Origin of the sequence: Saccharothrix sp. NRRL B-16314 (genome assembly GCF_000716595.1) — a bacterium.
Taxonomy (GTDB): domain Bacteria; phylum Actinomycetota; class Actinomycetes; order Mycobacteriales; family Pseudonocardiaceae; genus Actinosynnema.
Map to the genome: position 1 here is coordinate 47168 of NZ_JNXC01000002.1, position 13783 is coordinate 60950.

General features: G+C 71.0%; 15 protein-coding genes. 6 read left to right on the top strand and 9 right to left on the bottom strand.

The features are described from left to right. Positions 1 to 14 precede the first annotated feature (14 nt). On the top strand, positions 15 to 839 hold the full coding sequence (locus OQ02_RS05120) for an NAD-dependent epimerase/dehydratase family protein (protein ID WP_033437103.1): 825 nt from the start codon (positions 15 to 17) through the stop codon (positions 837 to 839). After that, entirely contained in the window at positions 836 to 2329 is a 1494-nt protein-coding gene (locus OQ02_RS05125; RefSeq protein WP_033437104.1) for an aldehyde dehydrogenase (NADP(+)), read from the top strand. The genes OQ02_RS05120 and OQ02_RS05125 overlap by 4 nt, the downstream gene beginning before the upstream one ends. A gap of 159 nt (positions 2330 to 2488) precedes the next feature. On the opposite strand, the gene OQ02_RS05130 is transcribed toward OQ02_RS05125, so the two are convergent. Then, positions 2489 to 3547, bottom strand: a complete 1059-nt coding sequence (locus OQ02_RS05130) for a TerC family protein (RefSeq protein WP_081915409.1) — start codon at positions 3545 to 3547, stop codon at positions 2489 to 2491. A gap of 426 nt (positions 3548 to 3973) precedes the next feature. Here OQ02_RS05130 and OQ02_RS05135 point away from each other — a divergent pair, with 426 nt between their 5' ends. Then, positions 3974 to 4699 carry a hypothetical protein gene (locus OQ02_RS05135; protein ID WP_033437105.1) on the top strand — a complete coding sequence of 242 codons (726 nt, stop codon included), beginning with the start codon at positions 3974 to 3976 and terminating at the stop codon, positions 4697 to 4699. A 40-nt stretch (positions 4700 to 4739) separates the two neighbouring features. Here OQ02_RS05135 and OQ02_RS05140 read toward each other — a convergent pair whose 3' ends face one another. The 3 genes from OQ02_RS05140 to OQ02_RS05150 form a co-directional block, all read right to left on the bottom strand. Next, complete coding sequence (locus OQ02_RS05140) at positions 4740 to 5675, bottom strand: sigma-70 family RNA polymerase sigma factor (RefSeq protein ID WP_033437399.1); 936 nt, start codon at positions 5673 to 5675, stop codon at positions 4740 to 4742. A 10-nt stretch (positions 5676 to 5685) separates the two neighbouring features. Beyond that, the gene (locus tag OQ02_RS05145) at positions 5686 to 6876 is read right to left on the bottom strand and encodes an NAD(P)/FAD-dependent oxidoreductase (RefSeq protein ID WP_033437106.1); all 1191 of its coding nucleotides are present in this window, start codon (positions 6874 to 6876) and stop codon (positions 5686 to 5688) included. Between the two features lie 343 nt (positions 6877 to 7219). After that, positions 7220 to 8404, bottom strand: coding sequence for an ABC transporter permease (locus OQ02_RS05150; protein ID WP_231499882.1), 1185 nt, complete (start codon positions 8402 to 8404; stop codon positions 7220 to 7222). On the opposite strand from OQ02_RS05150, the gene OQ02_RS45565 reads away from it, so the two are divergent. Then, positions 8392 to 8553: a hypothetical protein gene (locus OQ02_RS45565; RefSeq protein ID WP_231499883.1), complete on the top strand. Its 162-nt coding sequence runs from the start codon at positions 8392 to 8394 to the stop codon at positions 8551 to 8553. The two genes, OQ02_RS05150 and OQ02_RS45565, sit on opposite strands and share 13 nt — an antisense overlap. A gap of 34 nt (positions 8554 to 8587) precedes the next feature. On the opposite strand, the gene OQ02_RS05155 is transcribed toward OQ02_RS45565, so the two are convergent. From OQ02_RS05155 to OQ02_RS05165, 3 genes are read right to left on the bottom strand one after another with little or no spacing between them, the layout of a single operon-like run. After that, on the bottom strand, positions 8588 to 9253 hold the full coding sequence (locus OQ02_RS05155) for an ABC transporter ATP-binding protein (protein WP_033437107.1): 666 nt from the start codon (positions 9251 to 9253) through the stop codon (positions 8588 to 8590). Beyond that, on the bottom strand, positions 9250 to 10305 hold the full coding sequence (locus tag OQ02_RS05160; protein ID WP_033437108.1) for a peptidoglycan-binding domain-containing protein: 1056 nt from the start codon (positions 10303 to 10305) through the stop codon (positions 9250 to 9252). The genes OQ02_RS05155 and OQ02_RS05160 overlap by 4 nt, the downstream gene beginning before the upstream one ends. Beyond that, positions 10302 to 10781, bottom strand: a complete 480-nt coding sequence (locus tag OQ02_RS05165) for a hypothetical protein (protein ID WP_051771857.1) — start codon at positions 10779 to 10781, stop codon at positions 10302 to 10304. Before OQ02_RS05165 ends, OQ02_RS05160 begins: the two co-directional genes overlap by 4 nt. Before the next feature lie 105 nt (positions 10782 to 10886). Between OQ02_RS05165 and OQ02_RS05170 the strand changes: the two genes are divergently transcribed. Beyond that, entirely contained in the window at positions 10887 to 11543 is a 657-nt protein-coding gene (locus OQ02_RS05170; RefSeq protein ID WP_156076890.1) for a response regulator transcription factor, read from the top strand. Positions 11544 to 11551: 8 nt separating this feature from the next. Then, on the top strand, positions 11552 to 12676 hold the full coding sequence (locus OQ02_RS05175) for a sensor histidine kinase (RefSeq protein WP_231499884.1): 1125 nt from the start codon (positions 11552 to 11554) through the stop codon (positions 12674 to 12676). On the opposite strand, the gene OQ02_RS42175 is transcribed toward OQ02_RS05175, so the two are convergent. Next, positions 12654 to 12830, bottom strand: coding sequence for a DUF397 domain-containing protein (locus tag OQ02_RS42175; protein ID WP_081915411.1), 177 nt, complete (start codon positions 12828 to 12830; stop codon positions 12654 to 12656). The two genes, OQ02_RS05175 and OQ02_RS42175, sit on opposite strands and share 23 nt — an antisense overlap. After that, on the bottom strand, positions 12827 to 13681 hold the full coding sequence (locus OQ02_RS05180; protein ID WP_033437109.1) for a helix-turn-helix domain-containing protein: 855 nt from the start codon (positions 13679 to 13681) through the stop codon (positions 12827 to 12829). Before OQ02_RS05180 ends, OQ02_RS42175 begins: the two co-directional genes overlap by 4 nt. Between the last annotated feature and the right edge of the window lie 102 nt (positions 13682 to 13783).

Genomic DNA, 13783 nt, shown 5'->3' on the forward strand with positions numbered 1-13783 from the left:
CGAAAGGGCTCACCGTGACCGCACGAATCCTCATCACCGGCGCCGCAGGCATAGTCGGCACGCTCATGCGCACCCGGCTGGCCGCGCCGGACCGGACCCTGCGCCTGCTGGACATCGCCCCGTTGCCGCCGGCCGCCGAAGGTGAGCAGGTCGAGCTGGTCACGGCGTCGGTGACCGACGCCGCCGCCATGGCGGCGGCGTGCGAGGGCGTCGACGCGGTGATCCACCTCGGTGGGCACAGCCTGGAACGGCCGTGGGCGGACATCCTGGACGTGAACATCAACGGCACGCACGTGGTGCTGGAGGCGGCGCGTCAAGCCGGGGTCAAGCGGGTGGTGCTGGCGAGTTCCAACCACGCCGTCGGGTACTACGAGCGTTCGTCGGGTGAGGCGGGCGACTACCTGTTCCCGCAGCCGGACACGTACTACGGCGTGAGCAAGGTGGCGCTGGAGGCGTTGGGGAGCCTGTACGCGTCGCGGTACGGCATGGACGTGATCGCGATCCGGATCGGGTCGTGCTTCGAGAAGCCGCGTGACTCCCGGATGCTGTCGACGTGGTTGTCGCCCGACGACGGCGCGCGGCTGTTCGAGGCCTGCCTGTCGGCGCCGTCGCCCGGGTTCCGGGTGGTGTGGGGCGTGTCGGACAACAAGCGCCGGTGGTTCTCGTTGGCCGAGGCGGAGGCGCTGGGCTACAAGTCCGAGGACGACTCGGAGGTCTACGCGGCCGAGGTGCTGGAGGCGAGCGGTGAACCGCCGGCCGATTCACCGGCCCGCGTGTACCTGGGTGGCGTGTGGTGCAGCTCCGAGTTCGACACCGCGGTGAAGGAGGCCGGTCGATGAGCGGCGTGCAGGGGTACGACCCGCGGACCGGTGCGGCGGTCGGTGAGGCGGTGCCGGAGACGTCTGACCGCGAGGTCGACGCGGTGGCCCGTGCCGGGGCGGCGGCGTTCCCGTCGTGGTCCGGGTTGCCGGCCGTCGAGCGCGCTTCCGTGCTGGACGCGGTGGCCGACGCGTTGGACGGATCGGCCGCGGAGCTGGTGGAGATCGCCGACGCGGAGACGGCGCTGGGCGTGCCTCGGTTGACGACGGAGTTGAAGCGGACCACGAACCAGCTGCGGCTGTTCGGTGACGTGCTGCGCGAGGGCAGCTACGTCGAGGCGACCCTGGACTCGGCGAACCCGGACATCATCCCGCCGCGCCCAATGCTGCGCCGGATGCTCCGTCCACTCGGGACGGTCGCGGTGTTCGCGGCGTCGAACTTCCCGTTCGCGTTCTCGGTGGCCGGCGGTGACACCGCGTCGGCCCTGGCCGCCGGGTGTCCGGTGGTCGTGAAGGCGCACCCGTCGCACCCCGGCACGTCGCGCTTGACGGCGCAGATCGTGGCATCCGTCGTGCCGGCGGGGGTCTTCGGCGTCGTGCACGGCCAGCAGGCCGGTGTCGCGCTGGTCAAGCACCCGGCGATCAAGGCCGTCGGGTTCACCGGTTCCACCGGCGGCGGCCGGGCGTTGTTCGACCTCGCGTCCGCCCGTCCCGACCCGATCCCGTTCTACGGCGAGCTGGGCAGCGTCAACCCGACCGTGGTCCTCCCCCAAGCCGCCGCCGCGCGGCCCGAGGGATTCGCCGCGGAGTTCGCAGGGTCGCTGACGCTCGGCGTGGGGCAGTTCTGCACCAACCCCGGTCTGGTGTTCGCGCCGGAGAGCCTGGTGCCCGCGCTGGCCGACGCCGTGTCCGCGGCGGTGGGCGGCCCGATGCTCAACGAGCGCATGTCCGACTCGTACCGGTCCGGCACGGAGGGCTTGGCCGCGTCGGGCCTGGCGGCCCTGGTCGCGTCCGGCACCGCGCCCACCGAGGGCTGGAGCGTCGAACCCCGCCTCTACCAGGTCCCGCTGGACACGTTCGCGGAGAACCTGGAGAAGCTGACCGAGGAGCACTTCGGCCCGGCGGCGATCGTGGTGACCTACACCGATCCCGCCGACCTGGAGCCGGTCCTCCCCCGCCTGCCCGGCACCCTCACCGGCACCGTGCACGCGAGCGATGCCGAGCACGACGCGGCCGGCCGGATCGCGGAGTCGCTGCGCCCGGTGGTGGGACGGCTCATCTTCAACGGCTGGCCGACCGGCGTGGCGGTCGCCTGGGGCATGCACCACGGCGGACCTTGGCCCTCCACCACCAACCCGCTCCACACGTCCGTCGGTGCCACCTCGATCCGGCGGTGGGTCGCACCGGTGAGCTACCAGTCCTGGCCGGACGCGCTGCTGCCGGCCGAGCTGCGCGAGGACAACCCGCTGGGCATCCCCCGCCGGGTGGACGGGGTGCTGGACGTCCACTGAGCAGGTCGTGATGGGCTCGGATCACGAGTCCGGCCGGGTCGACGCTCGTCGGCCCGGCCCGGCCCGGCCCGGCCCGGCCCGACGCGGCGCGGCTCGGCTCGGCTCGGCGAGCAGGTTCGGCGCGGGACGACGCCCTGCGGCACCGTCCGGCTCCCCGGCTCACGACCCGGCCGCACCGTCCCGCCGGACGCCGCCGCTCCGCTCGACAGCACTTGCCTGGACACCGTCCGCTTGGACGCCGTCCGGGCCGACACCCTCACGCTCGGCACGTTGTCGGGCCTGGCGCGACGCGACCAGGCTCGCCGCAGTCGTGATCAAGAGCACCACCACGATCACCCCGAGCGACGTCAGGATGGGGATCTCCGGCGCCCAGGAAACGCCGTGGTGGTGCAGTGCTTCGAGGATCAGCTTCACCCCGATGAACGCGAGGATCACCGCGAGACCCTTGGCGAGGTGCACCAACCGGTCCAGCAGGCCACCGACCAGGAAGAACAACTGTCGCAACCCCATCAACGCGAACGCGTTGGCGGTGAGCACCAGGAACGGCTCCTTGGTCAGGCCGAAGATCGCCGGGATCGAGTCCACCGCGAACAGCAGGTCCGTCGTCCCGACCGCCACCATCACGATCAGCATCGGCGTGACCAGCCGACGCCCGTCGACCCGCGTGGTGAGCGAAGCGCCGTCGTACCGCGAAGACGTGGGCAGCACCCGACGCACCTTGCGCAGCACCGCGTTCTCGGCGACCTCCTCCTCGTCCCCGCCCGGCCCCTCCTTCAGCATCTTCCACGCCGTGAAGATCAGGAACGCGCCGAAGGCGTAGAACAGCCAGTCGAACCGGGAGATGGCCTCGGCGCCGACCGCGATGAACAACGCGCGCAGCACCAGGGCCAGCACCACACCGACGATCAGCACCTTCTGCCGGTACTCGCGCGGCACGGCGAAGCGGCCCATGATCAGCACGAACACGAACAGGTTGTCCACGCTCAGCGAGTACTCGGTGATCCACCCGGCGAAGAACTCGCCACCGTACTGCGGACCCGCGAACGCCAGCACACCCAACCCGAACAGCACGGCGAGCCCGACGTACACCGAGACCGACACCAGCGATTCCCGGAACGACGGGTCACGCGGGTTGCGCGCCACGAGGTAGAAGTCGAACGCGATCACCACGGCGATCCCGCCCAACGTCGCGATCCACACCCAGGTGGGCAGATCCATCTGTGAGCCCTTCGTCAGCCGGTCAGCCGATCATTCCGCAACCGATCATTTCGCAGCTGGTGATCTCACCACAGTCCGCGCGCTTCCGTCGCGCACGTACCGCGGCTTCCCGCAACACCCGAGCATGCGTCACGTAACGCTCGTACCACCGCTGCGCCGACTCGTTGCGCGAACGCACGTGATGCAGCCAGTGCGACGCGATCCGCTCGTGCAGCCACAGGAACCCGACAGCGGCGTGAACCCGCCGCCGAGCAGAGCCTCGTTCCAACCACTCCGGAGGGCAGGACGACGGGCCACACGGGCGCGATCGTTGCGGGACCTGCCGATACCCGGAATTGTCGTACCCCGTCCCTAAGGTCGGATCAGGGGTCTGTTCGGCGGAGCACCCCTGACACCACAACCGATCAGGAACGGTGCGGACCGACGATGACGACGACCTATCGGATCTCCATCGACGACAGATCGGGCGCGACGCTGCGAGGGCGGGTCCACATCGTCAACCCCGACGCGGAGAGGGTCCCGCCGGGGCGCGACTTCGCGCTGCGGTTGATCGTCGAGGTGTGGCACCGCGTCCGCGAGGACTACCTCTTCACGTCGTCCGGCGAGAACCTGCCCGACGACCGGGTGCACCGCGACCCGACCGAGCTCCGGGCCGTCACGGAGGGTTCGGAGCTGAGGGAGGAGTTCGAACGGCTGTGGGCACTCGACCACGGCGCGGAGGTTCGCCTGTCCGACGAGCAGGTGGCGGAGATCGAAGCGTGCCGCGAGATCCGCGACCACGGGCAGCGGGAGTCCGCCAGACACGCGCTGAAGGCGAGGTACGGCGTCGAGTCCCTGTCCGTGAGCTTCGACGGGACTCCCCACCTCCGGACCACCCGCGACGGTCACGCGTTCCACGACCGGGCGGGTGGGATCGTCACGGACTACACCCTCGGCGAGATGCGGAACTGGCCACCACCGTGGGACTTCGGCGACGACGTCGACCCGGACGACTTCGACGAGGACGAGTACTCGGACAGGCTGGATCGGATGGCCCTGGAGGACTACCCGTACACCGAGTTCAGGATCACCGTGAAGGACGACCGCTACCTGGACCACCTGGGTGGCGGCATCCACCTCGCGACCACCCTCTTCGGCGAGTTCGGCCGGTAGGGATCGGGGCGGGCACTGCCGGTCCGGACCTCGGCACCGGTCACCACGATCCGACGACCGGGTCGTCGTGCTCGCGCTGCCGCCACGCCTCGGTGATGCGTCCGAGCCGGCCCGGTGCGGCGATGCCGCGCACGGTCGCGATCTTGTCGTCCCGGAGCTCCAGGACGCCCACGCCCACCACTCGATCGTCCACCACGGCGATCAGGGCAGGTGAGCCGTTGACCACGCCGGCGTGGAACGCCACGGAGCCGCCGACCAGCCTCCGCTTCGCCGGGGTCGCCTTGAAACCGGCCCGCAGGGCGTTGGCGACCCGCCCGGGGTCCGTGTACCGCAGCAGCTTCTCGGTCAACCCGGCGCCGTCGGAGATCGCGGCCACGTCGGCGGTCAGCAACGCGACCAGCCGATCCGTGTGACCGGAGGAGGCGGCGGCTATGAACGCCTCGACGATCCGGCGCGCCGTGGCGCGGTCGACCTCGCCGACGCTGCGCCCCGCGCTGACGTGCCGCCGGGCGCGATGGGCGTGCTGCTGGCTCGCGGACTCGGTGATGTCGAGGATCTCGGCGATCTCGGCGTGGCTGTAGGAGAACGCTTCGCGCAGCACGTAGACGGCCCGCTCGACCGGCGGCAGGCGTTCCAAGAGCGTCAGCACCGCCAACGTCACCGACTCGCGCTGCTCGAAGGTGTCGGCCGGACCCAGCATCGGGTCGCCGTCGAGCAGCGGTTCGGGCAGCCAGGCGCCGACCGCGCGCTCGCGCCGCGTCTTCGCCGAGCGGAGCCGGTCGAGGGACAGGTTGGTGACCACCTTCGTCAACCACGCCTCGGGCACCTCGATGTGGTCCCGGTCGGCCGCCTGCCAGCGCAGGAACGCGTCCTGCACCATGTCCTCCGCGTCCGCCGCCGAGCCCAGCAGGCGGTAGGCCAACGAGGCCAGCCGGTCCCGGCTGGCCTCGAAACGCTCCACGGTCGCGCTGTCCATGGACACCACGCTAGGCGGTGACCGCTTTGGTCGAGCGGGTGGACGCGGTCGCCAGGCGGTGCCTGCGGGTCGGCATGCCGAACGTCGGGTGGCCCACGCCGTAGGCCGCCGTCCGCAGGATGAACGACTTGAAGCGCGCCGCCGCACGTCCGCGCAGGGCCCACGACTTCGACCGCACGTCGCCGTCGACCGCCTGGAAGATCGCGTCCTGCCGACCGAGGCTGATGTGGTTGCCGACGTAGGACAGCGAGGTCTTCGCGATCTTGCGGCCGGTCAGGTCCCCGATGATCGCGGCCACCGCCTGGATGCCGGTGTACCCCGCCGAGGCGCAGGACATCGGCAGAGGCCGACCGTTCTCGCCGATGACGTGAACGCTGTCGCCCGCGGCGTAGACGCTGGGGTGCGAGACCGACCTCATCATGCGGTCGACCAGGATCTGGCCGGTCTCCGCGACTTCGAGCCCGCTGGCGGCGGCGATGGGGTGGACGGCGAACCCCGCGGCCCACACGGTCGCGTCGGCGGCGAGACGGGTCCCGTCGGCGGTGATCGCGCCCGTCGACTCGACGCGGTCGACGGTGGCGTGCTCGTGGACCTTGATGCCGAGCCGGTCGAAGGCCCGCAGCAGGTGGGGACGGGCCTTCGGGCCCAGCCACCCGCCCAGTTCGCCGCTGGTGGCGAGGGTGACGTCGAGTCCGGGCCGGGATTCGGCGATCTCGGTGGCGACCTCGATCGCGGTCAGGTTGCCGCCGACGACCAGCACCGTCCCGCGCTCGCCCAGCTCGTTCAGGCGCCGGCGCAGGCGCAGCGCCGAAGGCTTCGTGGCGACGTGGAAGGCGTGCTCGTCCACACCCGGGACGCCGTGGTCGGCGATGGTGCTGCCGAGCGCGTAGAGAAGGGTGTCGTACTCGAGCCGGTCGGTTTCCCCGCCGTCGGTCACGGTGACGGTCCGCTGCTCGACGTCGACCGCGGTGACGTGCGCCACGCGCAGGTTGATACCGGTGCCCGTGAAGACCTCCTTCAACTCGTAGCGGCGCAAGTCCTGACCGGCGGCGAGCTGGTGCATGCGGAGCCGCTCGACGAAGTCGGGTTCGGCGTTGACCACGGTGATCTCGACGTCGTCGGGGTGGAGGCGGCGGGCGAGGTTTCCAGCGGCGTAGGCGCCGGCGTACCCGGCTCCGAGGACGATGATGCGGTGCGGCATGTTCGTGCTCCTGTCTGGTTCGCTCGCCCCTCTGAACGGGACAGCGCCGCGATCCCTGACAGGGTCGGACTATGACCTGGATCACCGCGGGCGTTCGAGCAGGTGACCGGGCGGGTCGGCCGGGCCGATCGGGTCGGCCGGGCCGATCGGGTTGGCCGAGCCGATCGGGTTGGCCGGGCGGGTCGGCCGGGCCGATCGGGTCGGCCGGGCCGATCGGGTTGGCCGAGCCGATCGGGTTGGCCGGGCGGGTTGGCCGAGCCGATCGGGTTGGCCGGGCGGATTGGCCGAGCCGATCGGGTTGGCCGGGCGGATTGGCCGAGCAACCCGATCGGGTCGGCTGCGCTCAGGGGGTTGCCAGTGCCTCCGTGGGTGGGAGGCGGCTGGCTCTGATGGCGGGGTAGGGGCCGGCCAGGGCGCCGATCGCCATGGTGGCGGCGATGCCGCCGGTGGTGGCCCAGGCCGGTACCAGCGAGGGCCAGTCCTGGTAGGTGGCGTAGCCGGTGGTCACCAGGATGCCCAAGAGGGTGCCGGCGGCGCCGCCGAGGGCGGACAGAAGTAGTGATTCGACCAGGAACTGGCTGCGGATCTGCCCTCGGGTCGCGCCCAGGGATCTTCGGAGGCCGATCTCGGCCCGGCGTTCCAGCACCGAGACGACCATGGTGTTGGCCACGCCCACGCCGCCCACCAGGAGGGCCACCGCGCCCAGGCCCAGGAGGAGTGCGTTCAAGGTCTCGTCGGTGGCCTGCTTGGCAGCCAGGGCGTCCGAGGGCCGGGAGACCTCCACTTCGTCCGGGTGCTCGGGGTTGGCGGTAGCGGCCAGGGCGGCTTGGACCTGGTGCACGGCGTCGTCGCGGGATCTGGCGTACACGGTGGTCGGGTAGCCGTCGAAGCCCAGGCGCTGTCGGGCCACCGGCCAGCCGACCAGGGCAGCGGTGTCGAGTTCGGGTGCCAAGGGCGCCGGGTGCAGGACGCCCACCACGGTGAACCACTCGCCGCCCACGTGAACGAGTTCGTTCGGGGCGGCCACGCCGAGGCGTTCGGCGGCCTTGTGGCCCAGGACGACGGCCGGGTAGGCGGCGGTGGCGTCGTTGAGGAACGTCCCCTTGGCGACGGTCCCGCCCACCGTCTCCAAGAGGTCGGTCCTAGTCGCCAGGACCGCGATGCCGCCGGATTGGGTTTTTGGGATGTGGTCGTTGCGGTAGACGTTCGCGTCGACCACGACGCCGGTCGCGGTGCTGGAGGTGACCGGATCCATCCGGCCGATCATGCCCACAGACTCGGAGGGGAGGTGCGTCTGCTCGCCGAACAGGGTCTGGCCGGGACCGACGGTCAGCAGGTTCGTGCCCAGCGCGGCGAGGCGGCGGTCGAGGTCTTCGCGGCTGGACGTGGAGATGCCCACCACCGAGATCATCGCCGCGATGCCGATGGCGATGCCCAGCGCGGACAGCACCACCCGGGTCGGTCTGGCACGCAGGCCCGCGCCGCCGACGCGCAGCACGTCGGCCGGTGACAGGCGTGCCGGCCGCAAGCGTGCCGGTGACGGGCGTGCTGGTCGCAGGCCTGCCGGTGACGGGTGTGCTGACGACGGGCGTGCCGAGTGCAGGTCAGCCATCACCCACCACCCGGGTCGGCCTGACACGCAGGCCCGCCGCCGACACGCAGCACGTCGGCCGGTGACGGGTGTGCTGGTGACAGGTGCGCCGAGTGCAGGTCAGCCATCACCCACCACCCGCCCGTCGCGCACGGCCACCCGGCGGGGCAGGGTCGCGGCGACCTCCCGGTCGTGCGTGATGACCAGGACCGTGGTGCCGGTCTCGTTGAGGGAGCGCAGCAGGCGCAACACCCCGTCACCCGACTGCGAGTCCAGGTTGCCGGTCGGCTCGTCGGCGAGCAGCAACGCGGGCCGCCCGACCACCGCCCGCGCGATCGCCACACGCTGCCGCTCGCCACCGGACAGCTCGTGCGGCCGGTGGCCGGCCCGATGCCCGAGACCGACGGTTTCCAGCGCCTCCGCAGCGCGTTGCCGGCGTTGCCCCAGCCCCGTGCCCGTGTAGAGCAGGCCGTCGGCCACGTTGTCCACTGTGGACACACCGGCGGCCAGGTGGAACTGCTGGAACACGAACCCGATCGTGTTCGCCCGCAACGCGGACAGCGCCCGGTCCGACAGTTCGCGGACGGCGTGCCCGTCGATGCGCACCTCCCCCCGCGACGGGTGGTCGAGCGTGCCGATGAGGTTGAGCATCGTCGACTTGCCGGACCCGGACGGGCCGACGATTCCCACCAGCTCACCGCGCTCGACGGTGAGCGACACGTCCCGCAAGGCGACCACCCCCTGGTACTCGCGCCCGACCTCCCGCAACTCCACGACCGGTGTCACCGCGGCACCCCCACTTCGACGCCCTCGGCGATGCCCTCGCCGACGACCTCCACCCGACCGGACGCGAACAGGCCCGTCTCCACCGGCACCGAGCGGACCGCGCCACCCTCGACCACCTGCACGCCGTACGCGCCCCCGCCGAGCGACACCAAAGCGCCCACCGGCACCGCCAAGACGTCCTCCTTGCGCTCCGACACGAGCAGGACGTCCACCGGCGCCGAGTCCAGCCTGCCCAGCGCCGCCTGGTCGACCACGGACACCACCACGTCCACCGTCGTCGTCGAGGTGGCGCCGGCTTGGGCCGGACCGGCGGTGGCCACGGTGCCGACCGACTCGACCTTGCCCTCGACCGACTTGCCGTCCGGCAGCGTGACGGTGGCCGCCACGCCTTCGGCCACCAGGTGCTGCTTGCCCACCTCCAACGGCACGACGACAGCCCTGGTAGTTCCCGTGTAGGTGAGGACGGGGCCGGTGGAGCGGCTGCCAGGCTGGGCCTTCAGCTCGGCCACCCGCACGTCGCCGCCGGCGACCACGACGTCCGTCGGCTGCACCGCCCCCGTCCCCGACACCCCCGACGCCTGCTGCCACGCGCGCACCGCCGTTGCCGTGCCGGCGGTGTAGGTGTCGTCCACGGTGAAGCCGCCGTAGCCGAGCACCTGCAAGTTCTCCTCCAGCTGGCGGACGTCCCGACCGGTCACGCCGGAAGACAGTGGCCGGTACGCCGGGGTCGTGCCGAACAGCAGCGGGACCGGTCTGCCGTCCACCTCGTACACCGGCAGGCCGCGCCCGATGACCGCGCCCGGCTCGGGCAGCCAGGTGATGGTGCCCTGGGCACCGACCGGCAGGGGTGTGGCGGCGCCGTAGCCCAGCGTTCCGGTGACCCTCTCGGTGCGGGTCAGCGTCGTGGCCACCACCTCGGCCGTGGCCGGTGGCAGGTTCGCCGCGCTCGCGGGCGCCGGGTCCGCGCCGCCGATCCCGACGGCGGCGACACCTCCGGCTCCGAGCACGACCAGGGCGCCCGCGCCCACTGCGATCCGCGTCCGGGCGCTCATCGGCCCAACACCGGCAGCTTGTCCCGGCACGCCGTCAGCGCCGCCTTGAAGGCCGGGCTGTCCCGGTCGACCGTGCCCAGGCCGCCGAGCTTGCCGCCGGCCGGATCAGGGTCGGGGATGTCGACGCCGTTGTCCCGCATGCACTGCGCGAACACCCGCAGCTGCTCCAGCTTCTCGGGGTCCAACTTGGACAGGTCGCCACCGCCCGGCAGGAACTCGCGGCACGCGTCGACGGCGCGCTCGAAGTCCGGGTCGGTGCGGTCCACCTTCCCGAAGCCGCCCGCCTTGCCACCGGTTGGATCGGGGTCCGGCATGTCGACGCCGTTGTCCCGCATGCACTGCGCGAACTCCTGAGACCGCTCCTCCTGGCTCAGCTCGGCGCTCGACGACGGCCCCGCCACGTCCGCGACTCCGGTGCCGCACGCGGTGAGTGCCAGTGCCAGCGCCAGCGCGGCCGGCACGATGCTCCATCGCATGTCCCCTCCTTGTTCGGTGGGGACAGTCGACCAGGGCGGCTATAACCAGCGCGTAACTCGATCTGCTTATGCGGAGGTTATAAGGACGGGCGCACCATGGGGCGCATGCGCATCCTCGTGGTCGAAGACGAAACGACGCTGGCGGCGGCCATCGCCGAGTGGTTGCGCCGCGAGGCGTTCGCCGTCGACGTGGTGCACGACGGCGACTCCGCGCTGGAGCGGCTGTCGGTCAACGACTACGACGTGCTGGTGCTCGACCGCGACATCCCCCGCGTGCACGGTGACGTGGTGTGCCGCCAGGTGGCCGACTCGGGGGTCGAGACGCGGGTACTCATGCTCACGGCCGCCGCCGCGGTGCGCGACCGGGTCGAGGGGTTGGCCCTGGGCGCGGACGACTACCTGCCCAAGCCGTTCGCGTTCGTGGAGCTGTCCGCGCGCGTGCACGCCCTGCTCCGCAGGGTCCGACCGCCGAACCCGCCGGTGCTCGAACGGGCCGGCCTGCGCGTCGACCCAGCCCGCCGACAAGTCACCCGAGCGGGTGATTTCATCCCGTTGGCCAACAAGGAGTTCGCGCTGCTGACCGAGTTGCTCCGCGCGCAGGGCGCCGTGGTGACCTCCGAGCACCTGCTGGAGAAGGTGTGGGACGAGCACATCGACCCCTTCACCAACGCGGTGCGGGTCACCATGGTGAAGCTGCGCCGCAAGCTCGGTGAGCCGCCGGTGATCGAGACCGTGTCCGGCGTCGGGTACCGGATCCCGTGATCGGCCGGTTGAGCATCCGGGCCCGGCTGAACGCGCTTTACGGCGGGCTCTTCCTGCTCGCCGGCGCCGCCCTGCTCGCGGTCACCTACCTGCTGGTGTGGCAAAGCCTCAACGGCCGGCTCCAGCCCTACGCCGACCTGATCAGCCTGCGCGACCTGCGCGACGCGACCGCCGACGAGGTGATCACGTCCATCCGCACCGCCCAGGTCCGCTACCGCGACGAGGTGCTGGAGTCGCTGCTCACCCGAGGAGGCCTCGCATTGCTGTGCGTGGCGCTGATCGCGGTGGCGTTCGGGTGGTTGCTGGCACGCAGCGCGTTGCAGCCCGTGCACCGCATCACCGAGGCCGCGCGACGCATCGCGGCAGGCCACGGCCTGCACGAGCGGATCGCGCCGACCGGTCCGCGCGACGAGGTCGCCGAGCTGGCCGAGACGTTCAACGCCATGCTGGACCGCCTTGACCGCGCGTTCGACGGCCAACGCCGGTTCGTCGCCGACGCGTCGCACGAGATGCGCACCCCGTTGGCGGTGAAACGGGCGCTCATCGAGGTTTCCATCACCCGACCGGGCGCATCCGCGGACGCCAAGCAGCTGGGCGCCGAGCTGCTGAAGGTCAACGCCCGCCACGAACGGCTCATCGACGGCCTGCTCACCCTGGCCGACAGCGAGAACGAGCTGACCGAGCGGACCCGCACCTCCGTCTCCGACATCGCCGAGCACGTGCTGTGGCAGTCGAAGGGCATCGCCGACCAGGCCGGCGTCGACCTGCACCACGGCGAACTGGCGCCGTGCGAGGTGGTCGGCGACCCGGTGCTGCTCGAGCGCTTGGTGCGCAACCTGGTGGACAACGCGATCCGGCACAACCACCGCGGCGGGTGGGTGGACGTGGACACGCGGCCCGGTGTCCTGGTGGTCGTCAACACCGGTCCGAAGATTCAGCCCTTCGAGGCGGAAGGGCTGTTCCGACCGTTCCGCAGGTTGGACCGGGTCGCCACCACAACGGGCGAGCGCGGCCTTGGCCTGGGGCTGTCCATCGTCCGCGCCATCACCGCCGCCCACGGTGCGACGGTGACCGCGACACCGGGGGCGGACGGCGGGTTGGCGGTGACGGTCAGGTTTGTCGAAGAGACGTGAGGAAAGCCCGGAATGAGCGATCGGCGAAGGTCAATCCAGGTCCTGGTCGTTTGGTGTCCCTGATGCTGGTCGCGATCCGTCCCACGGCCAGCTCGACGCAGTTGTTCCCCGCGCCGGAGTGCGTGCTCTTGCGCCACGTCTTGTCGTTGCTCATGTGTCCTTCAGTGCCGTTGCCAGTTTTCTGATCAACGAAGCCGACTCCTTGGGCGACAGGGCGACCTCGCTCACCATTTCCTCGAAGTGCAGCAGGTACTTCTGCACGTCGGCGCGATTGTCCACCCACTTGCCGCCGCCCGCGTACTCCAGGTACACGGCCGAAGGATCACTGTCCTCGAAGCGAAGAGCGGTCGCACCACCACCGGACATGGTCCCGTGAGCCCCCGCCCCGAACGGAACCACCTGGATGGTTATGTTGTCCTGCTTCTGCTTCTCCAGCAAATGCGACAATTGCTCGCGCATCACCGCGGGACTGCCCACGACCCGGTGCAGGGCCGCTTCGTCGATCACCGCGTGCAGGCGCAACGCGGGCAGTCGGCGCTGCCGGTTGGCCAGGGCCGCGGCCACCTGTTCCACCGAAACCGAGGAGTCCATGAAACGCCGACCGGCGAGCCGGATCGCCGCCGCGTAGGCGGAGGTCTGGAGCAGGCCCGGAATAACGATCATCTCGATCGTGCGGACCTCGGTCGCGTCGGCTTCCTGACGGGCGTAGGTGCGCGCCTCAGGGGTGTACGCCGCCGCGTACACCAGGCGGGTGCCGTCCTGCTTGGCGTCCTCCCACAACGCTTCCGCCTCACGCCGTTCGGCGTCGGTCGCGCCGTAGATGCCCAACAGCGCGCCCAGTTCGGTCCAACTGGGACTGATGTAACCGTTCTCCATCCGCGACAGCGTGGACTGCGTCTTCCGCGTCAGCGCGTGGTAGTCGATCTCGGTCTTGCCCGCGCGTTTGCGCAAAGCGTTGAGGAACTGACCAAGCTTGCGCTTGCGTCGGGTTTGGACGGCTGCCATGCGGATCTCTCCTCGCTGGAAAAGAACTGCGAACACCCTAGTGCGGTGCCGCATCCTGCCCAGTTTCACTCGATCGAACGTCTAGACGGTGCATATACGCCC

What these genes read in the sequence shown, in the direction of transcription:
- OQ02_RS05125 (WP_033437104.1), top strand. Translation starts at nt 836, where the DNA reads ATGAGCGGCGTGCAGGGGTACGACCCGCGGACCGGTGCGGCGGTCGGT.
- OQ02_RS05130 (WP_081915409.1), bottom strand. Translation starts at nt 3,547, where the DNA reads ATGGATCTGCCCACCTGGGTGTGGATCGCGACGTTGGGCGGGATCGCC.
- OQ02_RS05135 (WP_033437105.1), top strand. Translation starts at nt 3,974, where the DNA reads ATGACGACGACCTATCGGATCTCCATCGACGACAGATCGGGCGCGACG.
- OQ02_RS05140 (WP_033437399.1), bottom strand. Translation starts at nt 5,675, where the DNA reads ATGGACAGCGCGACCGTGGAGCGTTTCGAGGCCAGCCGGGACCGGCTG.
- OQ02_RS05145 (WP_033437106.1), bottom strand. Translation starts at nt 6,876, where the DNA reads ATGCCGCACCGCATCATCGTCCTCGGAGCCGGGTACGCCGGCGCCTAC.
- OQ02_RS05160 (WP_033437108.1), bottom strand. Translation starts at nt 10,305, where the DNA reads ATGAGCGCCCGGACGCGGATCGCAGTGGGCGCGGGCGCCCTGGTCGTG.
- OQ02_RS05165 (WP_051771857.1), bottom strand. Translation starts at nt 10,781, where the DNA reads ATGCGATGGAGCATCGTGCCGGCCGCGCTGGCGCTGGCACTGGCACTC.
- OQ02_RS05170 (WP_156076890.1), top strand. Translation starts at nt 10,887, where the DNA reads ATGCGCATCCTCGTGGTCGAAGACGAAACGACGCTGGCGGCGGCCATC.
- OQ02_RS42175 (WP_081915411.1), bottom strand. Translation starts at nt 12,830, where the DNA reads ATGAGCAACGACAAGACGTGGCGCAAGAGCACGCACTCCGGCGCGGGG.
- OQ02_RS05180 (WP_033437109.1), bottom strand. Translation starts at nt 13,681, where the DNA reads ATGGCAGCCGTCCAAACCCGACGCAAGCGCAAGCTTGGTCAGTTCCTC.